21 protein-coding genes are annotated in these 25292 nt (G+C 58.9%); 8 read left to right on the forward strand and 13 right to left on the reverse strand.

Going from position 1 to position 25292, the window contains the following annotated elements; all coding sequences use genetic code 11:
* Positions 1–12 precede the first annotated feature (12 nt).
* The 4 genes from AC3IUF_RS14360 to AC3IUF_RS14375 all read right to left on the reverse strand — a co-directional run bounded on the left by AC3IUF_RS14360 (position 13) and on the right by AC3IUF_RS14375 (position 5809).
* Positions 13–1668, reverse strand: a complete 1656-nt coding sequence (locus AC3IUF_RS14360; RefSeq protein WP_489281424.1) for a PqiB family protein — start codon at positions 1666–1668, stop codon at positions 13–15.
* A 238-nt stretch (positions 1669–1906) separates the two neighbouring features.
* Positions 1907–3208 carry an NAD(P)/FAD-dependent oxidoreductase gene (locus AC3IUF_RS14365; protein WP_489281426.1) on the reverse strand — a complete coding sequence of 434 codons (1302 nt, stop codon included), beginning with the start codon at positions 3206–3208 and terminating at the stop codon, positions 1907–1909.
* Positions 3205–4293, reverse strand: a complete 1089-nt coding sequence (locus tag AC3IUF_RS14370) for a polyamine ABC transporter substrate-binding protein (protein ID WP_007910200.1) — start codon at positions 4291–4293, stop codon at positions 3205–3207. The genes AC3IUF_RS14365 and AC3IUF_RS14370 overlap by 4 nt, the downstream gene beginning before the upstream one ends.
* A gap of 157 nt (positions 4294–4450) precedes the next feature.
* A complete protein-coding gene (locus AC3IUF_RS14375; RefSeq protein ID WP_042704900.1) occupies positions 4451–5809 on the reverse strand; it encodes a glutamine synthetase family protein in 1359 nt (452 codons plus the stop codon).
* Between the two features lie 162 nt (positions 5810–5971).
* On the opposite strand from AC3IUF_RS14375, the gene AC3IUF_RS14380 reads away from it, so the two are divergent.
* The 4 genes from AC3IUF_RS14380 to AC3IUF_RS14395 all read left to right on the forward strand — a co-directional run bounded on the left by AC3IUF_RS14380 (position 5972) and on the right by AC3IUF_RS14395 (position 10885).
* Complete coding sequence (locus AC3IUF_RS14380) at positions 5972–6871, forward strand: helix-turn-helix domain-containing protein (RefSeq protein ID WP_007910202.1); 900 nt, start codon at positions 5972–5974, stop codon at positions 6869–6871.
* 90 nt (positions 6872–6961) lie between these two features.
* The gene (locus AC3IUF_RS14385) at positions 6962–7471 is read left to right on the forward strand and encodes a sigma-70 family RNA polymerase sigma factor (RefSeq protein WP_489281429.1); all 510 of its coding nucleotides are present in this window, start codon (positions 6962–6964) and stop codon (positions 7469–7471) included.
* On the forward strand, positions 7471–8418 hold the full coding sequence (locus AC3IUF_RS14390; RefSeq protein ID WP_489281431.1) for a FecR domain-containing protein: 948 nt from the start codon (positions 7471–7473) through the stop codon (positions 8416–8418). The genes AC3IUF_RS14385 and AC3IUF_RS14390 overlap by 1 nt, the downstream gene beginning before the upstream one ends.
* 67 nt (positions 8419–8485) lie before the next feature.
* Positions 8486–10885: a TonB-dependent siderophore receptor gene (locus AC3IUF_RS14395; protein ID WP_489281433.1), complete on the forward strand. Its 2400-nt coding sequence runs from the start codon at positions 8486–8488 to the stop codon at positions 10883–10885.
* A 55-nt stretch (positions 10886–10940) separates the two neighbouring features.
* On the opposite strand, the gene AC3IUF_RS14400 is transcribed toward AC3IUF_RS14395, so the two are convergent.
* From AC3IUF_RS14400 to AC3IUF_RS14425, 6 genes are all read right to left on the reverse strand, one after another.
* Positions 10941–11933: a LacI family DNA-binding transcriptional regulator gene (locus tag AC3IUF_RS14400; protein WP_489281435.1), complete on the reverse strand. Its 993-nt coding sequence runs from the start codon at positions 11931–11933 to the stop codon at positions 10941–10943.
* 75 nt (positions 11934–12008) lie between these two features.
* Entirely contained in the window at positions 12009–13511 is a 1503-nt protein-coding gene (locus AC3IUF_RS14405) for a glycoside hydrolase family 32 protein (RefSeq protein ID WP_489281437.1), read from the reverse strand.
* Positions 13508–14653 carry an ABC transporter ATP-binding protein gene (locus tag AC3IUF_RS14410; protein ID WP_489281439.1) on the reverse strand — a complete coding sequence of 382 codons (1146 nt, stop codon included), beginning with the start codon at positions 14651–14653 and terminating at the stop codon, positions 13508–13510. Before AC3IUF_RS14410 ends, AC3IUF_RS14405 begins: the two co-directional genes overlap by 4 nt.
* 27 nt (positions 14654–14680) lie before the next feature.
* Complete coding sequence (locus AC3IUF_RS14415) at positions 14681–15523, reverse strand: carbohydrate ABC transporter permease (protein WP_007910217.1); 843 nt, start codon at positions 15521–15523, stop codon at positions 14681–14683.
* Positions 15520–16482, reverse strand: a complete 963-nt coding sequence (locus AC3IUF_RS14420; protein WP_414917114.1) for a carbohydrate ABC transporter permease — start codon at positions 16480–16482, stop codon at positions 15520–15522. The genes AC3IUF_RS14415 and AC3IUF_RS14420 overlap by 4 nt, the downstream gene beginning before the upstream one ends.
* A gap of 21 nt (positions 16483–16503) precedes the next feature.
* Entirely contained in the window at positions 16504–17778 is a 1275-nt protein-coding gene (locus tag AC3IUF_RS14425; protein ID WP_095112169.1) for an ABC transporter substrate-binding protein, read from the reverse strand.
* Positions 17779–17945: 167 nt separating this feature from the next.
* Here AC3IUF_RS14425 and AC3IUF_RS14430 point away from each other — a divergent pair, with 167 nt between their 5' ends.
* The 3 genes from AC3IUF_RS14430 (at position 17946) to AC3IUF_RS14440 (ending at position 20887) form a co-directional block, all read left to right on the forward strand.
* Positions 17946–19511, forward strand: coding sequence for a carbohydrate porin (locus AC3IUF_RS14430; RefSeq protein WP_489281442.1), 1566 nt, complete (start codon positions 17946–17948; stop codon positions 19509–19511).
* 93 nt (positions 19512–19604) lie between these two features.
* Positions 19605–20354 (forward strand): hydroxypyruvate isomerase family protein, encoded by a 750-nt coding sequence (locus tag AC3IUF_RS14435; protein WP_489281444.1) that lies wholly within the window; start codon positions 19605–19607, stop codon positions 20352–20354.
* Between the two features lie 128 nt (positions 20355–20482).
* Positions 20483–20887 carry an acyl-CoA thioesterase gene (locus AC3IUF_RS14440; protein WP_042704898.1) on the forward strand — a complete coding sequence of 135 codons (405 nt, stop codon included), beginning with the start codon at positions 20483–20485 and terminating at the stop codon, positions 20885–20887.
* Positions 20888–21668: 781 nt separating this feature from the next.
* On the opposite strand, the gene AC3IUF_RS14445 is transcribed toward AC3IUF_RS14440, so the two are convergent.
* A complete protein-coding gene (locus AC3IUF_RS14445) occupies positions 21669–22175 on the reverse strand; it encodes a P-loop nucleotide/nucleoside kinase family protein (protein WP_123375211.1) in 507 nt (168 codons plus the stop codon).
* 368 nt (positions 22176–22543) lie between these two features.
* Between AC3IUF_RS14445 and AC3IUF_RS14450 the strand changes: the two genes are divergently transcribed.
* The gene (locus AC3IUF_RS14450) at positions 22544–23479 is read left to right on the forward strand and encodes a LysR family transcriptional regulator (protein WP_489281447.1); all 936 of its coding nucleotides are present in this window, start codon (positions 22544–22546) and stop codon (positions 23477–23479) included.
* On the opposite strand, the gene AC3IUF_RS14455 is transcribed toward AC3IUF_RS14450, so the two are convergent.
* The gene (locus AC3IUF_RS14455) at positions 23464–23910 is read right to left on the reverse strand and encodes a GlcG/HbpS family heme-binding protein (RefSeq protein ID WP_007910234.1); all 447 of its coding nucleotides are present in this window, start codon (positions 23908–23910) and stop codon (positions 23464–23466) included. The two genes, AC3IUF_RS14450 and AC3IUF_RS14455, sit on opposite strands and share 16 nt — an antisense overlap.
* 11 nt (positions 23911–23921) lie before the next feature.
* Entirely contained in the window at positions 23922–25271 is a 1350-nt protein-coding gene (locus tag AC3IUF_RS14460; protein WP_489281449.1) for a metal-dependent hydrolase family protein, read from the reverse strand.
* Positions 25272–25292 lie beyond the last annotated feature (21 nt).

A 25292-nucleotide genomic window follows, 5' to 3' on the forward strand; every position in this document is an offset into this window, starting at 1 on the left:
TAGCTCCTGTGCTCAATTGCGCGGCGGTCCTTTCAGATCCAGCGGCGCGGCGTTATCGGGGCGACCGCGGATCAACGATTCCGGATGCCGGCCGAGGTAATCCGACAGCTCACGCAGCGAGCGCGACATACGCCCGAGTTCGTCGAGGGTTTCCGTGAGTTTCTCGCGTTGCGGCGAATCTTCGGCCAGGGTCGAGCTGGCGGACTGCAAGGTCTTGCTGACGTCGGCCAGAGTGCTCTGCACGCCCGGCAGGGTCTTGGCGTTGAACTGGGTCAGGCCTTTGCGCAACTCGATCAGATTGCTGTCGAGGTTGTTGGCGATGCGATCAACCGGCAGCTTGTTGAGCTTGTCGACCACGGCTTCGAGTTTTTCCTGCAACTGTTCGAGGCTGCCGGGCACGGTTGGAATCACCACCGGGCGCGCCGTGGGGTCAAAGGCAACTTTTTCGGCTTTCGGGAAGAAGTCCAGCGCCACGTACAGTTGCCCCGTCAGCAGGTTGCCACTGCGGGCCTGGGCGCGCAGGCCATTGTCGATGAAGGTGCCCATCAGACGAATACCGGCGGCCTCATCGTTGGGATCATGCTTGAACGCGGTGAGCATTTTTCCGTAAGCCATGCCCAAACGTTGCGGGTAAATAACGATGCCGACGTTAAGCGGGAAGCTGCGTTTTTTCGCGTCGAAATCCAGATTGATCGCCACCACTCGACCGATTTCCATGCCGAGGAATTCCACCGGTGCGCCGACCTTCAAACCGCGCAGGGATTGGTCGAAACGCAGACTCAGGTATTGCGCCTTGCCATTGGGCGGGGCGAGGGCGGTGGTCTGGTCGGCGAACAGTTCGAAGTCTTTGTCATCGGCGGCGGCGACGTCGTTGGGGCTGTAATCCGGGGCGCGAAAAGCGATGCCGCCCACCAGCATGGAGGACAGGGATTCGGTTTTCACCTGAAAACCGTTGGCGCCGACGCTGACGTCGATGCCACTGGCGTTCCAGAATCGGGTGTTTTCGGTGACGAACGCATCGTTGGGCGCGTGAATGAATACTTCGATGTTCACGCCTTTACCGTCAGGCGCCAGCGCGTAGGTGACGACCTGGCCGACAGGGATCTTGCGGTAATACACCGGCGACCCGATGTCCAGCGAACCGAGATCCTGGGTGTGCAGCATGAAACGCTTGCCCGGTTCGCCGTAGGTGATCGGCGGCGGGTTTTCAAGGCCTTTGAAGTTTTTCGCTCGGGAGTTGGACTGGCCGATGTCGGCACCGATGTAGTCGCCGGAGAGCAGAGTGTCGATACCCGACACGCCTCCGGCACCGATTCGCGGGCGTACCACCCAGAACTGTGAGTCTTCACGGGTGAAGGTTTCGGCCTGTTTGGCCAGTTTGATCGTGGCGTTGACGCTTTTCTGGTCGTCGCTCAACTCGACATCAGTGACCTGGCCAATCACCACATTACGGTATTTGACTTCGGTCTTATTGGCCGTCAGACCACTGCCGGTCTTGAAGGTGACCACGATGGTCGGCCCTTCCTGCATGATGTTGTGCACCACCAGCGAAATGCCCACGAGCACCGCCACAATCGGCACAATCCAGACGAGTGAAATGCCGAAACGGCGGGTTTTGACGGGGGCTTGGCCTGGCGCTCGCGGCTCGTCGGTGGCTGACGACTTCATCCATGTCTCCTCGATTGAATGGGCACTGAGCGTCAGGAACGCAAAAGCACCTCATCAATATAGAAGTGCTTGGCGATAGAGCAAATGTGTATAGCTCACCTGTGCTTGATGATCGTTCCCACGCTCTGCGTGGGAATGCCTCAAGGGACGCTCTGCGTCCAGTGACGCGGAGCGTCACGGGCTGCGTTCCCACGCAGAGCGTGGGAACGATCAGATCGCGACAGCGCTGCTTGTGCTGTCAGCCGAGCATTTCCCGCAGGCGATACCAGAACATCCCCAGTGCCAGCAGTGGCGAACGCAGGGCCGGGCCGCCGGGGAAGGTCATGTGCGGCACGCCGCTGAACACATCCATGCCTTGGCTGTGGCCGGCATGAATGGCTTCGCCAAGCAGTTTCGCGCACCAGTGGGTGACGTTCAGACCATGGCCGGAATAGCCCTGCGCATAGAAAACGTTCGGGTGCTGTTTGAGCCGGCCGACCTGTGGGAAACGATTGGCGGTGATGCCGATCTTGCCGCCCCACTGGTAATCGATGCGCACGTCGGCCAGTTGCGGGAAGACCTTGAGCATCTTCGGCCGCATATAAGCGGCGATGTCCGCCGGATCGCGCCCGGAATAGTGACAGGCACCGCCGAACAGCAAGCGCCGATCAGCCGAGAGCCGGTAGTAATCGAGGCCGACTTTCTGGTCGCACACCGCCAGATTGTGCGGAATCAGCTGCGCGGCGCGGGCCTCGGACAATGGTTCGGTGGCGATGATGTAACTGCCGGCCGGCAGCACCTTGCCACTGAGTTGTTGTTCGAGTTCGTCCAGATGCGCATTGCAGCCGAGCACCAGACTGCCAGCCCGCACCGTGCCGTTTGCGCAACGCACCTGCACGGTTGGGCCGTGGATGATTTCCAGCACTTCACTCTGCTCGAAAATCCGCACGCCAAGCGACGCTGCCAGCCGCGCTTCGCCTTGCACCAGATCCAGCGGGTGCAGGTGCCCGGAACCCATGTCGACCAGCCCACCGGCATAAATGTCGGAGTTGACCACCTGCTGGCGGATCTGCTCCGGGCCGATCAGTCGGGTTTCGTGGGCGTAACCGAGTTCGGTGAGATCGACTAGCTCATCCTTGAACGCAGCGAATTGCGCCGGGGTGTTGGCCAGGTCGCAGAAGCCCCAGCGCAGATCACATTCGATGCCGTTGTCGCCGATGCGCTGGCGCACCAGTTCCACCGAATCGATGCCGGCGCGTTGCAAATAACGCACGCCTTCCTGACCGACATACTTGGCGAAGCCTTCGACCTCATGACCGATCCCGCGAATCAACTGACCGCCATTGCGTCCGCTGGCGCCCCAGCCGATGCGCCGGGCTTCGATCAAGATCACCGACAGCCCGCGCTGGGCCAGTTCGATCGCGGTGTTGACCCCGGTGAACCCGCCGCCGATCACGCAGACATCGGCGCTCAGATCACCTTCCAGTTGCGGATAAGGTGTAGTCGCCCGAGCGGAGGCTGCGTAATAGGAACGGGCGTGTTCTTGGGTGTACTGATTCATTTGTTCGACTTCACTTTGCTCCAGGAGCGGGTCATCAGACGCATGATCGCTTGAGGCGGGGTGGTAGAGATGTAGAGTTTGTCGAGGACTTCTTGAGGTGGATACACCTCAGGATTGTTGACCAGCTCCGGATCCATGTATTGCTTGGCCGACGGGTTCGGGTTGGCGTAACCGACGGACGCACTGACCTTGGCAATCACCTGCGGATCGAGCAGGTAATTAATGAAGGCGTGGGCTTCTTTGGTGTTGCTCGCATCGGCCGGAATCGCCAACAGATCGAACCAGAGGTTGGCGCCTTCCTTTGGAATCGCATAGGCGATGTTCACGCCGTTCTTGGCTTCCTTGGCGCGGTTGGCGGCCTGAAACACGTCGCCGGAATAACCGAAGGCTACGCAGATATCGCCGTTGGCCAGATCCGATACGTATTTCGAGGAATGGAAATAGGTGATGTACGGACGGATGCTCAGCAGTTTCGCTTCAGCCTTTTTATAGTCTTCGGGGTTTTCGCTGCGCGGGTCCATGCCCATGTAATTAAGCACGGCAGGGAAGACTTCGTCTGCGGAATCCATCATCGACACGCCGCACTGGGTGAGTTTCTTCAGGTTCTCGGGTTCGAACAGCACCGCCCAGGAATCGATGTGGTCGATGCCCAGCACCTGTTTGACCTTGTCGACGTTGTAGCCGATGCCGTTCGTACCCCACAGGTACGGCACCGAGTGCTCGTTGCCCGGGTCGTTTTTCTGTAGCAGTTCGAGCAGTTTCGGGTCGAGGTTCTTGAAGTTCGGCAACTGCGAGCGATCAAGTTTGAGAAATGCGCCGGCCTTTACCTGACGCGCGAGGAAGTGGTTGGAGGGTACGACCACGTCGTAACCGGTACGACCGGCGAGCAGTTTGCCTTCGAGGGTTTCGTTGGAATCGAAAACGTCGTAGATCACCTTGATCCCGGTTTGGCTCTGGAAGTCGGCGAGGGTGGTTTCGCCGATGTAGTCGGTCCAGTTGTAGACGCTGACCGTCGGTTGGGCGTGAGCTACAGCGCTGAACAGCACGCTCAGGGCGACCGGGAGTACGGATTTCAACAGACGCATATCGACACCTCTTCTTATAATGATCGTTCCCACGCTCTGCGTGGGAATGCCTCAACGGACGCTCCGCGTTCGGCTTTGGATGGGACGCGGAGCGTCCCGGGCTGCATTCCCACGCAGAGCGTGGGAACGATCGACACAGGGGATATTTTGGTTTGGGTTAAACGCTGAGCATCAGGAACTCACGCTCCCACGAGCTGATCACGCGCTTGAAGTTTTCATGCTCGGCACGTTTCACCGCGACATAGCCACGGACGAACTTGTCGCCAAGGTATTGCGCTACGGCTTCGCATTCTTCCATCTGCGTCAGCGCTTCTTCGATGGTGATCGGCAGGCGCAGATTACGGCGTTCGTAAGCGCGGCCCTGGACCGCAGCGCTCGGCGCGATGCCTTCGACCATGCCGATGTAACCGCAGAGCAGGCTCGCGGCAATCGCCAGGTACGGGTTGGCATCGGCGCCCGGCAGACGGTTTTCCACGCGCATGGCTTCCGGACTGGAGGTCGGCACACGCAAACCGACGGTGCGGTTTTCTTCGCCCCATTCGACGTTGACCGGTGCAGAAGTGTCCGGCAGGAAGCGGCGGAACGAGTTGACGTTCGGCGCGAACATCGGCAGCACTTTCGGGATGTATTTCTGCAAACCGCCGATGTAATGCAGGAACAGCTCGCTCATCTGCCCGTCTTCATTGGCGAAAATCGGTTTGCCAGTGGCGATGTCCACCACGCTCTGGTGGATGTGCATGGCGCTGCCCGGCTCATCGCCGATCGGCTTGGCCATGAAGGTCGCGGCGACGTTGTGCTTGAGCGCGGCCTCTCGCATGGTGCGTTTGAACACGGTGATCTGGTCGGCCAGATCGAGGGCGTCGCCGTGACGGAAGTTGATTTCCATCTGCGCCGGGCCGTCTTCGTGGATCAGCGTGTCCAGATCCAGTCCTTGCAGTTCGCACCAATCATAGACGTCTTCGAACAACGGATCGAATTCGTTGGCAGCATCAATGGAGAACGACTGCCGACCGCTTTCTGCACGGCCCGAGCGGCCCAATGGTGCCTTGAGCGGCAAGTCCGGGTCTTCGCAGCGTTGGGTCAGGTAGAACTCCATTTCCGGCGCAACAATGGGCTTCCAGCCTTTATCGGTGTACAGCTGCAGGACTTTTTTCAGCACGTTGCGCGGCGACAGTTCGATCGGGTTGCCGAACTTGTCGAAGGTATCGTGAATGACGATGGCGGTCGGCTCGATCGCCCATGGAATCACGTAGACCGCGTCAGCCACGGGCTTGCAGACCATATCGATATCGGCAGGATCGAGCAGGTCGTAGTAGATGTCGTCGTCGACAAAATCCCCGGTTACCGTTTGCAGCAGCACACTTTCCGGCAGACGCATGCCTCGCTCATGCAGGAACTTGTTGGTCGGTGCGATCTTGCCGCGGGCAATGCCGGTCAAGTCGCTGACCACACATTCGACTTCGGTAATCTTGTGATCTTTCAGCCACGTGAACAGCTGATCGAAAGGGGCATTCATAAAGACCTCGTTATTGGTTTTATAGACGCCGGGGAGGGCGGGTTTCATCTTCCGCCCCTTCCCCTGTGGCGCGTTGACGACTATCTTGGGCGAGCCTTGCAGTTCCATCTATCCACTTTAAGCAGCACCAAAGCGCACCAAAAGAGTGCGCAAGGTCACCCCATGACAACGTGCAATCCGCTCCAGGTTCAAGCATTCAACACCGCCGATGTGGCTGAGCAAGTCCGCGCCACACCGGGCTGGGTCCAGCATTACCAACAGATGTCGCCGGGTCATTTCGCCGGGCAGATCCGCTATCTGGATCTGCAGGGTGTCGAGGTCTACGAAGAGCAGATGAACACCCGGGTCGAGCAGAATTTCAGTGCGCCATCGGGTGCTTTGGCGTTCTGTTTTGATCGAAGTGACAACGCGCTGTACCTGCTCAATGAAGACAGCCGCAACATCTGGATCACCCCGGAGAACTATCAGGAAATCGCCGTCGTGTTCGGCCCGGAGTTTGTCCGTCAGCACGGTCTGAATGTGGCGAAACTCGAAGGCTTGTTCATGACGCAACTCAATTGCGGGCAGAACGCCTTGTTCAGTCGCTGGTTAAGCTCGATTCTCACAAAGTTGTCGCAAGCTATTGATCCGCTTGATAAAGACGCGCTGACACAGCAGCTGCTGGAAGACTGTCTGTTCATCCTCGACAACGCTCATACAAGTCTTGATCGCGGTGGGTTACAGCGGCGCACCGAAGAGCGAATGATCATGAAACGGGTGGGAGAGTGGGCGGCGGATTCGCCGGAAGACACCGTCAATCTGCTCGAACTGTCGCACGTTGCGGGCGTGCCACTGCGCCAGTTGCAACAAGCCTTCAAGGCCTACACCGGCATGACGCCAAGTCACTGGCTGCGCCTGCGCCGATTGAACAGTGCACACCGCGAATTGCTCAAGCGTCGGCCCACGGAAACTACGGTTGCCGAGGTGGCGATGCAGTGGTCGTTCTGGCATTTGGGAAGGTTTTCCAGCAGTTACCGGGCGTTGTTCAAGGAGTTGCCGAGCGAGACCTTGAAGCGCTCATGAAAGCCGTCTTGGATAAAAAGGCTTTGTCTCGGCGCGCAAGTTAAATAGAATCACTCTCATTTGAAACTGACTTCGCGCAGGACTCTTGAGATGACTGAAGCAGCGACGCCATCGCCGCAGCACCTGCACGAACTGTATCGCGACCATCGAGGCTGGCTGGAAACCTGGCTGCGGCGGCGCATGGGCAACGCGTGGGATGCGGCGGACCTGAGTCAGGACACCTTCCTGCGCGTACTCTGCAGTGCGCAACCGATCGCCGACATGCGCGAGCCGCGCGCGTATTTGCTGACGGTGGGCAAACGCCTGCTGAGCAATTTCTACACCCGCCGCAGTCTGGAAAAGGCCTATCTCGAAGCCCTCGCGCAGTTGCCCGAAGAATGCGTGCCGTCGCCCGAGCAGCGTTGGCTGCTGCTGGAAACCTTGCAAACGCTGTACGAGTTACTCGATGGTTTGCCGCGAGCGGTGCGTCGGGCCTTTCTCCTGAGTCAGCTCGAAGGCCTCGGTTACCGTGAAATCGCCGAACGTTTGCAGGTTTCGGAGCGAAGTATAAAACGTTACATGGCAATGGCTTACGAGCATTGTTTGATGTTGGATCTATGATGCGCGTCGCACGCAACACCGAAGCGCGTGAAGTGGCGCGAGCCGCCGCACAGTGGTTGGCATTGCTCGAATCCGGCGAGGCCAGTGAAGCCGATCACATGCGACTGAAGCACTGGCGTGACAGCGATAGCCGCCATGAAAACGCCTGGCAGAAGATTCAATTGCTGCGCCAGCGCTTTTCCAGTCTGCCGACAGAATTGGCCATGGCCACACTCGATCGCCCGGATCTGGCGCGGCGTGCAGCTCTGAAAAGGGCGCTGGGTCTGGCGGCGCTGGTGCCTACGGCGTGGTTGATCAGTCGCCAGTTGCCCCTCGACGTCTGGCGCGCGGATTTGCACACTTCCACCGGCGAGCACACGCGAACACGGCTGGCCGACGGCAGCACCTTGCAGCTGAACACCGCCAGTGCGGTGAACGTCGATCTGGCCAGCCGTCAGTTGACGTTGGTGCGCGGCGAAATGGCGCTCAACGTTCCGGGTAGCACGGCATTGACGGTCAACGCGCCGTACGGTCGGATCATTGTCAGCCGCAGCGAAGTCTGCGTGCGCCTCAACGAACGTGATTGCACCGTGTCGGTGGTCAGTGGTTCGGTGCAATTGCAGCCGTTGCACGGGCCGGCGCTGCAGTTGAACGCCGGGCAACTGGTCAATTTGCAGACCTCCGGCGCCGGACCGGTCACGTTGTTCGACGCCAAAATGCCCGGTTGGCGTGACGGTGTGTTGATGGCGCAAAACCAGCCGTTGGGGGATTTCCTGCGCGAGTTGAGCCGATATCGCTCGGGGCATCTGCGCTGGGAGCCAGCACTTGAAAGCCTGCGTGTCACCGGCAGTTTCCGTCTCGACGACACCGATAAAGTGCTGGCGCTGCTGGCGGCGAGCCTGCCATTGGAGGTCCATTCGCGCACGCGTTTCTGGGTAACGCTGGCGCCGCGAAAAAATATCATCTGAAGCCTGTCCCTTTTTTTCGCCTCACCGGTCATTGCAGGTAAGTGAACAAAATCGAGAGCTTCTTCCAATGCCCGCAGTATTCCCAAGTCGTTTGCGTCCGTTGTTGCAGTTGAGCCTCTTGCTGAGCCTGAGTGCCAGCCCTGTGTTGATCCAGTCGAGCTGGGCCGAAGACGCCCGGCGCAGTTATCAGGTGCCGGCCGGTAGCCTGAGTGCAGCGTTGACGCGGTTTGCCGGGTTGGCCGGGGTCAATCTTTCGGTCGATCCGGCGCTGGTCAGCGGCCGCAACAGTAATGGTTTGTCCGGCGAATTCGCTGTGGAGGAGGGGTTCGCTCGTTTGTTGCTGGGTTCCGGTCTGCAACTGCAACCGCTGGGCGATCATGCCTACACACTGATTCCAGTCGCCGAGGGCAGCAGCCTGCAACTGGCGCCGACTTCGATCCTCGGCGCCAGCGATTCGACAGGCGCTGATGTCTTTGCCGGCGGCCAAGTCGCGCGGCGTGGCTCGCAGGGTTTGCTGGGGTCGAAAGACTTCATGGAAACCCCGTTCAGCATGACCACCTACACCAGCGAAGCCGTGAAAAACCAGCAGGCACGCACGCTGGGCGATCTGATCGCCAGCGACCCTTCGGTGCGTGCAACCAACCCGGCCGGTGGCCGCTACGAGCAGTTCACCATCCGTGGTTTCAGCCTGTTCAACAGCGACGTGGCGTACAACGGGCTCTATGGCGTGCTGCCGACGTACACCATTGACATGGAAATGGCCGATCGCGTCGACATCCTCAAAGGCCCGAGCCAACTCATTAACGGCATCTCGCCACGGGGTAGCGTGGGCGGAGGCATCAATGTGGTGCCTAAGCGTGCCACCGACAAACCGATCACTTCGCTGACGGCTAATTATGCGTCGAACAATCAGCTCGGCGGCGCAGTGGATGTCGGCCGGCGGTTCGGTGAGGACAATCAGTTCGGCCTGCGCTTCAACGGCGTCAAACAGTCCGGTGATACCGAGTGGGATCATCAAAGTGTCGACCGTGACATGGCCGTGCTCGGCCTGGATTTTCGCGGTGAGCGCTTGCGACTTTCGACCGATATCGGCCACACCGAACGCGACACCGACGCGCCGCAGGAGCGCGTGCAGGTCGCGGCCAATGCCAAGGTTCCGAGCGCGAATAGCGTGCATCGCAATTACGCGCAACCGTGGACTCAGGCGAAAACCGAGGACACCTTCGGCACGCTCAACGCCGAGTTCGACGTCAATGATTCGGTGATGCTGTACGGCGGCGTCGGCGCGCGCAAAAGTAATCATGACTTCTTGCGCCACGCCGTTTCCGTGACCAACGATGCCGGTGATTTCAGCGTGCAACCGCGTGATTTTACCCGCGACGAGAATGTCCGGACCGCCACGGCAGGCGTGCGCAACTGGTTCCATACCGGGCCAGTGAGCCATGAGGTCAATCTCGCGGCCAGCTACTTTTATATGGATTTCGAGAACGGCGGCGCGCGCTACGCGGCCGGGCGCAGCAATCTGTATGACCCGGTGGAAATCGCCAAACCCGGTACGCCGACACGCAATGACGCCAAGGTCTACACGGAAAACCGCTTCAGCGGCGTGGCGTTGTCCGACACCTTGGGTTTTTTCGACGATCGATTGCTGCTGACCCTCGGCGCTCGCTGGCAGCGGGTAAAAGTCGATGACTGGAGCGATGACATCAAAGGCGACACCGCTTACGACGAGGAAAAGATTTCGCCCTCGGGCGGCATTCTGTTCAAGGCGACTGACAAGCTGTCGCTGTACGCCAACTACATGGAAGGCCTGAGCCAGGGCAAAATCGCGCCGTCGACTTCCATCAACGAAGACGAAATCTTCCCGCCGTTTATCAGCCGTCAGGTTGAAGTCGGTGCCAAGTACGATGCCGGCGCCTACGCGCTGACCGCTGCGGTGTTTCGCATCAAGCAACCGGCGTACGAAACCAACGCCACCACGCGAGTCTTCGGACCCAATGGCAAGCGCGAGAACAATGGCGTGGAGTTGAGCGTGTTCGGCGAACCGCTCAAAGGCTTCCGCTTGCTTGGCGGTGTGATGTACATCGACAGCGAGCTGACTCACACCACCAACGGCACCTTCGACGGCAACCGTGCGCCGGCGACGCCGAAATACAACGTCAATCTGGGCGCAGAGTGGGACGTGCCGACGGTGCAAGGGCTGACGCTGACAACCCGGGGCATTTATTCCAGCTCGCAGTATCTGGATCAGTCCAACGAGAAGGAAATCGATTCCTGGGAGCGCTTCGATGTGGGCACGCGCTATGCGTTCAAGGTTGACGACAAAACCATCACCCTGCGCGGGAATATCGAGAACGTGCTGGACAAGCGTTATTGGAGTTCGGCAGGGGCGTCCGATGACAGTGAACCGGGATTGACGTTGTCGACACCGAGAACCTATCTGCTTTCAGCGACGGTTGATTTCTGATCCCAATCGGCAAATCGTAAGCAATCGGGAGTGCTATCAGCGAGCTGACCCACTCTTACAGTGATGTCCTGACCACCAATGGACAGTCAACGCGCTGAGTTCCCGATAGCTCAAGGGTTTCGATCAGATGCCGTGCAGCCTGGCGACCAATCTCGTAGTACGGCAGTTGCACGGTAGTCAGCGGCGGGATGAACAACTCGGCAATGCCGATCATGTTGTCGTAGCCGAGGACGGCAACATCGTCGGGAATTTTCAGGCCACGCCCCAACAACAGCTGATAGGCACAAAAGGCAATGCGGTCGTTGCCACAGATCAAAATATCGAATTGGGGACGACCATCAATGACATGCCGGTCGAGGATAGCGGCTGTTTCACTGTAGGCATCATGATCGGATAGGTCGTATTGCAGGAGCGTGTCAGGCGCCAGGCCGAATGCCTGACAGGCACGCTGCAGACCTTGTTGTCGCAGCCCCCATGCCAGACTCTGTTTCGGCAGATTGATACACAGAGGACGCTTGTAGCCGAGGCTCAATGCGTGGTGCACGGCGCGATACTGGCCCATTTCGTCGTCGGGTACATAGCTGACGAGGCGGCTGTCATCTGCCAGACAATTGGCGAGCACCAGCGGCTTGCTCTTCAAGCGCTCGGGAATGCTGACCTGGCGAAACCCCATGGCGCTGAAGATCAAGCCGTCCGGACGGTGCGACAGCATCAGGTCAATGTTCTGGTCGGTGGGCGGGTTGCTCAGCAGGTTGAGGATAAAGACATTCCAGCCGGCCTGCTGCGCGGTCTGTTCAATGGACAGCAGCAGCTCGACCGCGAAGGGCGTGGTCGCAGTGTCCAGCGCGAACACACCGATGGTGCGCGACTGGAGGTTGTCACCGCGCATCTTGCGCGCTGACAGGCTGGGTACGAATTGCAGTTCATCAATGGCACGACGCACCCGTAGAAGGGTTTCGGGGCTCAGTTTTTCCGGAGTATTGAGCGCTCGAGACACCGTCATCAGGGACACGCCGGCCAGCTGTGCAACGTCTTTCACTGAAGTCATGCGAAGTGCGGCCGGTCAGGTTGACGCAGAATCATGACACAGGGCCCGGGCTTCTCGCGACCCGAATGACGCCGCTCATGACCATGCAGAACCGAGCGGCCATGCCTTGGCAATCGAGACGCGCCCGCCACCCCCGCTTGCCACCAGCTTCACGCCCAGACTGTCGGAACGCGGATAGAGGCGACTGCTGAGACTGAAGCGGCCGTTTTCGTCGAATACCTCGATGGATGAGCGATCAAGAAACACGCGCAGTTCCAAGCGCTCTTGTGTCGGGTCTATCGCCACGCTGCGCTGGCCTGTGACTTGCGCACCCGAGCGGCTGCGATCAAGCATCAGGCGCTGCAGTGACGCATCGTAATAGAGCAGGGTTTCTTCACGGCCATCGTCGCTGCAACGCAAAGCGACTCCCAGGTGGCCGTCAGTGCAGCCGAGCAGATCCAGATGCACATGGATTTCGAGCATGTCGCCGTTTACCTCCGGCACCCGGCGGGTTCCCGACGCTTCCCACCACGGCGTCCCCGGCAATTGCGCCATTCGCAGCGCGCTGAGCTCGCGTGCCGGATACACGCAAAGGCGATCGGCGCACAGTTCCAGTTCGCGTGGCAATCCGAGCATGCCGCACCAGTGATGGGCCTGGCTCGGCATCGGGCTTTCCCACATGTCCAGCCACGCCCATACGAGGCGCCGGCCATCGGCGGCCAACAGCGTTTGCGCCGCATAGAAATCGTGGCCGTTATCCAGCTCGATAAAAGGCCCGCCCGTGAAGTGCCACTGGTTATCGAGCTGGCCCACTCGATAACCGGTCTGGTATTTGTTGAGCCGGTCATAACCGTCGGCTTGCATGCCTTGCGGAGAGTACAGCAGCACATCGCGCCCATTCAGGCGAAACAGGTCCGGGCATTCCCACATATAGCCATCGCCTTCGCTGCCGGCGGACACATAGTCGAGGAATTCCCAGACGTGCAGATCCGTGGAGCGGTACAACGGCAGCAGCGGCTTGTCGCCCAGACGTGCGCCGGCAATCAGGTACCAATAACCATCGTCCTGCCAGACCTTGGGGTCACGAAAGTGCATGATGCTGTCTTGCGGCGCGCTGTCGATCACCGCGCCGTGTTTGACGAAGCGGATGCCGTCGTTGCTGGTGGCCAGGCACTGGACCTGTTTGATCAGGCGCTCGTCACCCACTTCGCCCAGCCAGGTGTGCCCGGTGTAGATCAGGGCCAGGGTATCGCCACAGACCACGGCGCTACCGGAAAAACAGCCGTCGCGGTCGCAGTCATCGCCGGGTGCCAGTGCAATGGGCAGGTGCTGCCAGTGCACCAGATCGGCACTCTTGGCGTGGCCCCAATACATCGGCCCCCATTTCGCATCGAAGGGATGATGCTGATAGAAAACGTGATACTCGCCACGGAAGTACACGACCCCGTTCGGGTCGTTCATCCAGCCGGCCGGCGGGGCAATATGATAACCGGGACGATAATCCTCGATGACGCGAGACTGGCTGTCAGCCAGGGCGCGCTGCGCAAGGTCAAGGGTCGAAGACATGGGATCGCTCTGGGTATTCAAAGACAAGGTCATAGCGCGTGTGCTCGGATTGAGCGCCGAGAGAGGTCATCCGCCACGGATTGAATGGCGTGCGGGTGGCGCTTCAATGCCGTGCCGTCGGCGTCGAACAGGTGGATCTTGTCGATGTCCAGTTGCAGTTCGACCCGATCGCCCGCCTGCCAACCGGCGTTAACTTCACAACGACAGATCAATGGCTCGTCCTGCCCGGTATCGAGGTGCACATAGGTTTCACTGCCCAGGTATTCGACCCCGGTCACGACGACGCCAGCCGCTCCCGTCGCCGCTTTGAGCGAAAGGTGTTCCGGGCGAACGCCCAGGCTCAGCGAGGCGTCTGCCGCCAGGTTCGAGCTGTCGAAGGGCAGGGTGGTCATCCCCAAAACCGGAGTATCAACCAGGCTGGTTTCTCCCGGCGCCTGCAAGCGTGCCGGCAGGAAATTCATTCTCGGCGAACCGAGAAAACCGGCGACAAAGCGGCTGGCCGGGCGCTCATAGAGTTCGCGTGGTGAGCCGACCTGCTCTATATGGCCGCCATTGAGCACGACAATTTTGTCGGCGAGGGTCATCGCTTCCACCTGATCGTGAGTGACGTAGATCATGGTCGAGCGCAATCGGTCATGCAGTCGGGCGATTTCGTTACGCATCTGCACCCGCAAGGAAGCATCCAGATTGGACAGCGGCTCATCGAACAACAGAATGTCCGGCTCGCGCGCCATGGCCCTGCCCATGGCCACACGTTGACGCTGCCCTCCAGACAGTTCTTTTGGCTTGCGTTGCAGCAGTTTGTCCAATTGCAGGATTTGCGCAGTTTTCAGCACCCGCTCGCGCAGGCTGCTCTTTTCAGTCTTGGCCAGTTTGAGGCCAAAACTGATGTTGTCGTAGACGCTCATGTGTGGGTACAGCGCATAGGACTGAAAGACCATGCCGACGCCACGTTCGCGCGGTTCGAGGTCGTTGACTCGCCGCCCGTCGATCAGCAGGTCGCCGGCGCAGATCGAATCCAGTCCGGCGATCAGGCGCAGCAGCGTCGACTTTCCGCAGCCCGAAGGACCGACGAACACCACGAATTCACCTGCAGCGATCTCCAGGTTGATGTCGCGAAGAATCCGCGCGCCGCCCAATTGTTTGTTGACGTTGTCCAGTTTCAATTTCATCACGATGCGGTTCCTTGTCTTTATTGGGCATCAACCCTTTAACGCGCCGGCAGTGAGACCGGAAACGATTCGGCGCTGGAAGATCAGCACCAGAATCACCAGTGGGACGGTGACCAGCACCGAGGCAGCCATCAACAAGCCCCAAGGCAATTCATGGGGGCTGCCGCCGGAAATCAAGGCGATGGCAACCGGCACCGTGCGTTGGCTGTCGGTGAGGGTGAACGTCAGGGCAAACAGAAACTCGTTCCACGCCGCGATGAAGGCCAGCAAACCGGTGGTGACCAGGGCGGGCCAGAGTAGCGGCAACAGCACGCGGGTCAGCGTCACCCACGGGGACGCACCATCCATGATTGCCGCTTCCTCCAGTTCATGGGGGAGTTGCCCCATGAACGTGGTCAGCACCCAGACGGTGAAGGGCAGGGTGAAAATCGTGTAGCTGAGGATCAACGCCCACGAGGTGTTGTACAGACCCAAGGCGCGGATCACTTCGAACAGTCCCGACAGCACCGCGACCTGAGGAAACATCGACACGCCAAGGACCATCATCAACACCGTGCCACGCCCACGGAATTTCACCCGGCCCAAGGCATAGGCAGCGGTCAGGCTGAGGAACAGCGCTAGTGTCACCACGCACAGCGCAACCACCAGCGAATTACCGATCGCTCGCAGGAATGAAGCCTGGTGGAGGACCGCCGCGTAATTGGAGAAGTCAGGATTTTCGATCCAGTAACTCACTTCGAACAAGGCGCTGGAGGGCTTCAGCGACGTCACGATGGCGTAGTAGAACGGGAAAACCGCATACAGCAGCAACACCCCGATCAGGCACCAGAATCCGAGGCGCAACAGCGCTTTTTTCAGCAGGCGCGGGCTCATGCGCGGACCTCCATTTGACGGCGTCCGAGGTAGAGATAAAGCATGGCGATCACAGCGACCACCAGAAACAACAGCGTCGACGCCGCGCTGCCGTAACCGACGTCCTGGAACTCCACCAAGTGCTGGCGGGCATACACCGACATGCTCATGGTGCTCGACGAGTTCGAGGTCAGCACATAGATGACGTCGAATACCCGCAGGGAATCGAGGATGCGGAAGATCGCCGCCACCAGCAGTGCAGGCATCAACAGTGGCAGCGTGACGCGCCAGAACACCTTCAGCGGATGAATGCCATCGACCCTGGCCGCTTCGTAACAATCGCTCGGCAACATCTGCAAGGCAGCGAGCATCAGCAGCGTGACGAAGGGCACGGTTTTCCAGACGTCAACGATGATCACCGCCCACATCGACAGGTCGGCATCTGCCGTCCAGGCCAGAGGTGCGTCAATCAGGCCGAGGCTGAGCATCAGGTGATTGATGATGCCGAACTGGTCGTTAAGCATCCATGACCAGATCTTCGCCGAGACAATCGTCGGAATCGCCCACGGAATCAGAATCAACGCCCGCACCAGCGAACGGCCGGTGAACTTGATGTTCAGCAGCAACGCCACCAACAGCCCCAGGATGACTTCCAGTCCCACCGAGACCACCGTGAAATACAACGTGTTGCGCACCGCATTCCACCACTGTGGATCGACGAGGATGCCCGACCAGCCGGAACCGCTGAACAGCAGATAATTGCTCAAGCCGATGAAGGTTGCGCCACCGGTGTCCGCCAGGCTGGCGTCGGTCAGGCTGAACCAGAATGTGCGCAGCAGCGGCCAGGCTGCCACCAAGGCCAGGCAGACCAGCATGGGCGTCAGAAACAGCCAGGCAGCGCGCACCCGGCGACGTTGTACAGGCGTTTCCCTCGTGAGCAGCAGCTCGTCAAAGGGGGCATGGGTCGTAGAGACAGACATGGTGATTTCCTTCCTTGTGGCTTACCAGTTCCGGCGTTTGATGCGCGTGAGTTCGCTTTCCAGTTCGGCGAGTGCCTGATCGACCGGCAACTCGCCGGCCAGCACGCCATGCACCCGATCGAAGAACGCATTGGAGACCCGTGGATAGCGATCGGCAGTAATGGCGGCGGGGCGCATGACCCCAGCGTTGAGAATGCTGTGCAGCTGAGCGTAATAAGGCATGGCCGCGAGCAACTCGGGATCTTGATACAGCGACTCGATCACCGGGTTATAGCCGCCTTTCAGCGCTCGACGTTTTTGCTCTTGGGCACTGCTCAGGTAGCTCACCAACTCGGCGGCAAGTTTGGGATGAGCGCTGTAACGCGAGACCGCCAGGCCCCAGCCACCGAGGGTGGAGGCATGCTCGCCGGTCTCGCCGCCGCGGGGCAGGGGAGCGACGCCGACCTTGTCTTTTACGGCACTGTCCTGGCTTTGCACCAGGGCCCAGACATAAGGCCAGTTACGCATGAACAGCGCATTGCCCGACTGGAATACGCCACGTCCTTCTTCCTCGGTGTAATTGAGCACGCCACGCGGTGAGATATCTCCGACCCAGCTTTTCGCCAGGGTCAACGCGGCTCTTGAGGCCTGACTGTTGACCACGATGTCGCCGCGTTGATTGATCAGTCCGCCTTGCGGCTGGCTGCTGATCCACTCCAGCGCATTACACGTCAGCCCTTCGTAGGCGCGCCCCTGAAAGATGTAACCCCAGGCATTGGCGTTCCCGGCGTTGCGTTCAGCCTGTTGCACATCCCTGGCAGTAGCGGTCATTTCCTCCCACGTCTGAGGAACCTGTTTGTTGTATTTCTCAAGCAAGTCTTTGCGGTAATACAGCAGCCCCGAGTCGGTGAACCACGGCATCGTCACCAGCCGTCCGTTGACCGTGGCGTTATCGATCTGCGCCTGGAAGTAGCCTTGGGTCGCGTTGGCGGGAAGCGCCTCACGCAGATCCATCAAGTGTTTGGCCAGCATCCCCGGCCAGACCATGTCGATTTGAATGATGTCGATGTCGGCGGACTGCGCACTAAGGATCTGCTGGTAGAACGACAACCTCTCGGTTGCCGAGTTAGGCGTGGAGACCACCTCGACGTTGTTGCCAGTCTGTTTCGACCATGTATCGACGGCTTCCTTGCACAGCTGCAACTCCGCACCCACCGCACCGCAAGAGATCGTCAGATCGGTTGCGTTCGACACGGATGGCAGTGCGGCAGACAGGGTGATCAATGCAACTGGCAGGAGCGATTTCAGGTGTTTCATCGAGCGTCCTTTATTTTTGTTTTTAGAAAAGTTAACGTTAACATCGCCAAATGTAGCAGCGTATTTGCGAGGAGGCATCCTTTTTTTGTCGTTTGTGACAACTCGCGACTCACGCAAAAAAAGGCAACTGCGGCCACCAAAAAATAAAAACAAAACAGGGAATCAACATGCAGAAAGGATCAAGCTGGCTACTGGTCGGCGTGCTCGGCACATCGGCAGCGGCTTCTCAGGCCGCGACGCTGGAAGAGCGCATGGCCGCACTTGAAGCGCGTGCCAGCGCAGCGGAAAAGCGTGCAGCCACGGCCGAACAGCAGACCCAGGCACTTGCCCGGGAATTGCAGCAGATCAAATTCGCGACGCCTCCCTCGCAGTCCGTCGCGGCTAACGCAACAGCCATTTCGGCACCTGCTCTGGACACCCGACTGGCAAAACTCGAAGCCCGTCAGCAAAGCCTGGACAGGGAGGGCAGTACCGGGAACCTCACCGATGGATTCAGCTTCAACGGCTATGCGCGCTCCGGATTGCTGGTTGACGAGGGGCTGGGTGGCGGGCGTGGCGGCCCTTATACAACGCCGGCCGGTTCGGTGGGCGGGGCAGTCGGGCGACTCGGCAACGAGGACGACACCTACATGCGCATCGACCTGTCGAAAGAGCTCTATGCGCAAAACGGCACCCGATCAAAATTCACCGTCTCCATCGCCGACGGTGTGGAAAGCTCCAATGACTGGACGGCCGACGAAAGCAAACTCAACGTACGCCAGGTATTCACAACGCTCGACCATGTCGCTGCGTTCAAAGGCAATTCAGTCTTCGAGAACGCTACGCTGTGGGCGGGCAAGCGGTTCGATAGAGATAATTTCGATATCCACTGGCTGGACTCCGACGTCGTTTACCTCGCCGGCACCGGCGGTGGAATTTACGATGTGCAGATGAACCAGCATTGGCGCTCGAATTACTCGTTGATTGGGCGTAGCTACGGGGATTTCAGTCAAGGCGGAATTAATGCCGATGTGGAAAGCTACATCCTGACCTCCAACCAGTTCTTCGAGGATGGCCAGTGGCAGTGGATGTACAACGCCATCGGCGCAAAGAAAAACGATGTCGGCACCCGCACCAACAAGGCCGGTTTGACGCCTGCGGATAGCGGTTTGCACAGCATGCTGGCCAATCACCAGAAAACCTTTTTCGGCAGGGAAGGCTTCTTCAAAACGGCGCTGCTCTATGGGCAAGGCCTGGGGGCCGAGGTCAAGAACGTTGGCTCGGACGGTGAGTTGATCGACGACGCCCGCGCGCTGCGTCTGGCGCTTTACGGTGAGACCCCGCTGACCTCTGACTGGCGCATCGGGCCCAGCTTGCTGGCTGAACAGAGCAAGGATCGATACGTAAAAGGTGACGACTACCGCTGGCTGACCCTCAACGTGCGATTGGCCAACAAAATCAACAGCAACTTCGAAATGGCCTACGAAATGAGCTGGCAAACCATGAATCTCGATCCCAAGGGCTATCTACAACGTAATGCGGTCGATGGTAACTTCTGGAAATTCACGGTCGCCCCGACATTCAAACTTGACGTTGGTGATCTACTCACGCGTCCAGAGTTGCGAGTGTTCGCCAGCTACATGAACTGGTCTTCGGATCTGGACAGGTTCAGTACTACAGACGCCTTTGGCATGTCCGACTTCCAGGCGGGAGGGGTGTGGCAATACGGCATACAGATGGAAACCTGGTTTTAATCGTTGAACGTACTTGCGATAGTGCAGTGCTGGAGCGGCGAAGGATGCTCCAGGCTACCGATGTCGTTTCTTCCCAGGATGGATGATTACCCAATGCTCAAGTTCAATGCTCATCTCGGTTTTCAATTCAATGAATTGCCTTTTCTACAACGCATCGAAGCCGCCGCAGCCGCCGGTTTCCGGGCAGTGGAGTTCCCGTCACCGTACGAATTCGACGCCAGTCTGCTTGCCGACCATCTAGCCCAATACAGTTTGCCGTTGATTCAGTTCGCCGCCCCGGCTGGCGTGACCAAAGGCATCGCCGCGTTACAGGGCAGGGGCGAGGAGTTTCGTGACGGGTTGCTCCAGGCCGCCCGCTACGCAAAGACCTTGGCGTGTGCGGACGTCCACATCATGTCGGGCGTTACCACGCAGAATGACGCTGAGCGAACCTACGCGGGCAACCTGGAATATGCGGTCAAGTACTTGGAAGACCAGGGGCTGCGGCCGCTGATCGAAGTGATCAGCGCGGAGGCGATGCCGGGTTATTACATGTCTGACTTCAACAAGGCGCAACAGGTACTGGAGACCTTCCCGAGTGTCGGGCTGATTCTTGATCTTTACCATGCGCAGCTTTTGACCGGAGATGCAGCCGATGTGCTGGCGCGTTTCTATGACAGAACCGTGCATGTGCAAATAGCCGATTGCCCGGGTCGTCACGAGCCGGGAACGGGGAGTATCGACTTTGCTGCCTTGTTCGCGGCGCTGGAGCAGCGCGGCTACGCAGGATGGATCGGGTGTGAGTACCGTCCTTTTGTATCTACCGTTGCGAGTCTTGACTGGTTCAAGCAGCTGAGTGTTTAGGTTCCAGAGGAAAGCCCTTGAGTCGCTGATATAGGGAAAATCGCCGCCATCAAAGGCAGAAGCCCTTGATGGCCGAGCGAGAAGAACTCATCGATATCGGCCTGACGCTGGCGAGTAGGGGGGATTAAATGCCTGATGCGGTTTTTGTAAGCAGAACTATTTTGTTCGGAGATTGTGATCCCGCAGGGGTGGTTTACACCCCGCGATTCTCACATTTTGCTGTAGAGGCCATTGGTGTAGCACTCGACAGATGGGTAGGGGGGCCGGGGCTTAGAGCGGTGATGAGTTTTAATATATTGCCGCCGGTGCGTGCGATGTCGATCGAGTTGCTGGCTCCGGTGACGTGGGATGACGAATTGACTATTAACGTCAGCGTGGCCAGGTTGGACGAGCACTCTTTTACTTTTTTGGTTGAGGGGTTTATAGACGAAGGCGTGCTGGCATTTACCGCGAATGTCACACACGTTTGTGTCTCACCGGAAAGTAAAGAAGTTGTACCCATTCCAGCTCCGCTGCGAGCGCTTCTTTCATAGACGATCAGACGGATCTCAACAAACGTTCGGGGGCTGTCGAGTGTCCGGTTATGGCCAAAATCTACCGTTCCTCACCGGCAGCTATGGGCGATTGCGGCCTTGGTGACCGGCAGCAATGGGCCAATAGCTGACCGCCCGCATGCTCCCCCTCGAAGGACTCCTGATCTATAGTCACTGAAGAATCCATAGGACGCGGTGAAATTCAACTTGCAGGGAGCGTATGAATGACTCGATTGCAAACACTCAAGTTGATTCAGATAGCCATTGCCCTTCCAGCCTATACCGTACCTTCAAGCACTACATTCGCCTTCACTCTTTGGTTCACCATCACCTCGACGATCAACCTCTTCACCTCACAATCCTTTTCTGGTTAGGGGGTGATCATGTTGTGGCTTCTGCTGTCGCTGTTCTCGCAATGGGCATGCTGGAGCATTTTTTCCGACTCGCTGGAGGACAGCCCCTCTGTGCAACACCTGCCACTACTTTTACTTGGGGTATTGTTAACACTGATTTTAGGTTTGAGTGCCTGGGTCCTTTTTCACATAGGCCTAATCTGGCTTATGTGCGGTACACAAGGCATTGCAGCCGGCGTACTTTTGACGATCAGTTGTGTGAGAAAAAGACGTCAAACTGGCGACATGCTCAGTGAGTGAGTTCATCAGGGTGTCGGCCCTTTGCTGAGAGTGGAGGCGTAAAGCAGCCGTTCTCGACCACCAGTGTTCGGCCAAAAGCGGCAAGCGTCTGCTGATCGCACCTTGCTAAGTAGAGCTTTTAGCTGGCGCTACTCCTCGGAAAAAAATCGTTTAGTGATCATTGCCACTGCCTCCGCCGGGGACGTCAAGGCTGTGTCTATATCAAAGGGAGCGTCATCCCACGGCTCATATTCATGATCCAATACAGATTGCCAGGTCGGGGGCGACAGACCAGGAATATCAATCTTCCTGGTATCTACCCGTCGCTGGTGTTCATATTTATCAGAGCAAACCACCTGGATATTCACTAATGGAGTACCAGAGCGAATAGCGATCTCGCTCCACGCGTTTCGGCTTTCGATTACTGGGTTAACACAGTCGACTATGACAGTACTGCCAAAGCGAAGATTGCTCAGAGCAAGCTCATTAGCGACCATATAACCGCTCCGCCCCACGTCTTGTGCCAGAGCACCGGAGTTTCGGATAGCCTGCTCAATCGTATCGATCCGCAGATACACCGCCCTTGTTCTGGTGGCAAGGTCACTTGCTATAGTCGTTTTTCCAGTACCTGGAAGGCCGCTAAAGACAATAAGCATTCTATGTCCTTCGATTATTGAGTCGACCCAGTCTAGGCCAATACCTGCCGAAGCCAATGTCCGCTTTTGGCCGATTGCCGTCCACGAGCATCAATTTCGAGCAACCTATAAGTTACCCTCGATCAAAAGTGATCGCAGGGCATTTGCTTACCTGCTGGATCCTCGATGGTGCGTGTTGACCTTTCTGTTAGTGGCTTCCCTTGAGTAACTAATTCACGCGCAGTGGCGCTTGGTATCTGCGTAAACGATACCTCCCAACCCAACACGCGATTGGCGCATGGGTACATAGCTCGCTAAGGTCAGGATTCGTTTTTGACCCTGCCCGAGACTCGGAGCAGCACGCAGCCACCAGCGCCAACGGAAAACCCATGCGATATCGACGCCTCGACCTTAATCTGTTGGTTGCGCTGGACGCCTTGTTGAGCGAATGCAGTGTCAGCCGTGCGGCCGAGCGTCTGTGCCTGGGACAATCAGCGGCCAGTTCGGCATTGGGCCGCTTGCGTGAACATTTCAACGACCCGTTACTGGTACAAGTGGGGCGCCGCCTGGAACCCACGGCGCTGGGCCTGGAGTTGCTGCCAAAAGTGCGTGCAGCGTTGGCGCTGACACGGGAAGTCGTCGACGCGCCACTAAGTTTTTATCCGGCGAACTGTGACCGGCACATCACCCTCGTAGCCTCCGATTACGTCGCCGACGTGCTGCTTCCGGCTGTCAGCCGTGTTTTGGCGCGTATCGCTCCGAATATTCGCTTGAGCCTGCGCGACATGCCGGTGCCACGCGACGGTGATGTCGTCAGCGAAGCGCTCGATTATCGGCGCAGTGATTGCGTAATCGTGCCGCAGCGACGGTTGAACCCGGCCTATCCCCATGTGCCGCTCATGACGGACCAGCTCTGTTGTATCGTCTGCGCCCAGCAGCCAGAGTTTACCGAGCAACTGAGCATGGCCGACTATCGCGCCGCAGCGCATGTGGTGCGCGAGTTTGCCGACGGGCACAACCTGGCGATGGATGCCATGCACCTGCATGAACTCGGCATTGAGCGACAAGTGGCCGTGACCGTTGAAAGCTTTGTGCTGATGCCGCAATTCATTGTCGGTACCGCACGCATTGCCACGGTGTTTCGACGACAGGCGCAACGCTTCGCTCAGCGTTATCCGTTGCGCGTCCACCCGGCGCCGTTGGCTTTTCCCGAGGCCGTTCAAGTCTTGCAATGGCATCCCTATCAAGAGCATGACCCGGCAATGCAATGGTTTCGCGGCCTGCTGCTGGAACAGGCCGCGTTACTCGATCAACCCTCTGCCTGATCGCCGCTGTCGGCGACCAATCCGGCCTTGGCGATGGCCAGCAATGCGCAGCGCTCGTCGTTGTCCGAGGTATCGCCGCTGATGCCGATGGCCCCGAGCACCATGCCCTCGGCATTTCGAATCAGTACGCCGCCCGCTACGGGAATCACCTCGCCGCCGGTCAAACTATTGATCGCGTCGAAAAACGCCGGCATGGCTTGCGCGCGCCGCGCCAGCTCACGTCCGCCAAAACCCATGCCCAGGCAGCCACGCGCCTTGCCGGTGGCGATTTGCGTGCGCAGGAAAGTGGCGTGTTCGTCGCGCAATATCGCCAAGGGATGGGCGGCGGCATCCAGTACTGCGACGCCCAAGGGCTTGATCCCGGTTTCCCGAGCGATGCGGATGGCATCGCTCGCCATGTTCGTGGCGGTCAGCAAGTCGAGTCGTTGCATGATCTCAGTCCTCATACAGCCCACTTGCCCAGTTGGGCCACGCGGTCGCGGGTGTAAAGATCGGTCCATTTCAGCGAGTTGAAATCGGACACTTGCTTGGGGTTGTAGGGGCTGCGATCCATGCGTACCGGTTGGCCGGCCTTGTACACCGCTTTGAGGCGCGAACGATCTTGGAGGATGCGAATGTCGTCCAGCGGTGAACCGTCGAGCAGCAGAAAATCCGCCTGCTTGCCCACTTGCAGCGAGCCGAGTGTTTCCCCGCGCGGCATACAGCGCGCACCAACAGCGGTCGCGGCGTATAACGCTTCGGCCGGTGTGAATCCAAGCCGAGTCACCAGCAACTCCAGCTCACGAGCATGCCACTCTCCGTAAGGCGTCACCGCGAAGCCGCTGTCACTGCCGCAGGCAAAGGGTACGCCAGCCGCTTTGGCCCGTTTGAGTACCGCCGAACCGACCTCCAATGTGCGAGCACAATAACCGGCATAACCTGTGCTGATCGCCGGGTCATGGGGCTGGCAGAAATCCACGGTGTTTTGCGGGAACGTCATGGTCGGGGCAAGGATGCTGCCGGCCTCGAGCAACGCTTCGATGCACGCGTCGTCCATGTAAAAGGCATGGAAAACCAGGTCAACGCCTGCACGCGCCGCGTACATCACAGCTTCGCGTCCATAGGCATGGGTGGCAACCTTGCAGCCCAGACGATGCGCTTCCTCAACCATTTCGAAGGTTTCGTCAGCGGTAAAGGCCGCAATGATTTCGCCGTTGGGACGGCGGTGCGTGCCGTCCATGGCGATCTTGATCAGGTCGACGCCGTCCTTGGCCTGCTTGCGGATCTCCGCGAGGGCGTCGCTACGGCTGGTGACCAACTGCGCGGTGAAGTATTCCGGGGCGCCAACCCGGCTCGGGAACCAGTCATTCAGACTCTGGCGGTTGGTGATGACGCGGCTGCTGGCCGCGATCCTCGGGCCTTCGAACAAACCAGCGGTCACCGCATTGCGCACGGCGATGCTGAGCTGGCCGCTGTCGCCGGGGCAGACCATGCTGGTGACGCCGGCGGCCAGCACGTGTTGCGCGAAGAACATCCCGCGCAACGCGCGAAATTCGTCGCTGGTCCATAGATCAATGTCTTCTTCGCTTTGCGCGTTGCCGAAGGCCAGATGCGTGTGCACATCCACCAGCCCCGGCATCACGAAATCATCCCCCGCATCCACCTGTGTATCGCCTGGCTGGGGAGCGGGGGCCAGCGCGGTGGGCCCGACGTAACTGAGCAGGCCGTTTTCGACGATCAATGTCTGTTGCTGGCGGGTTTGCAGTCCGCTGCCGTCAAACAGGGTCTGGCATTTCAGGTGCAGGGCAGTCATGGCGTCTTCGCTCTGTGATTG

Source organism: Pseudomonas sp. KH_040 (assembly GCF_057839305.1).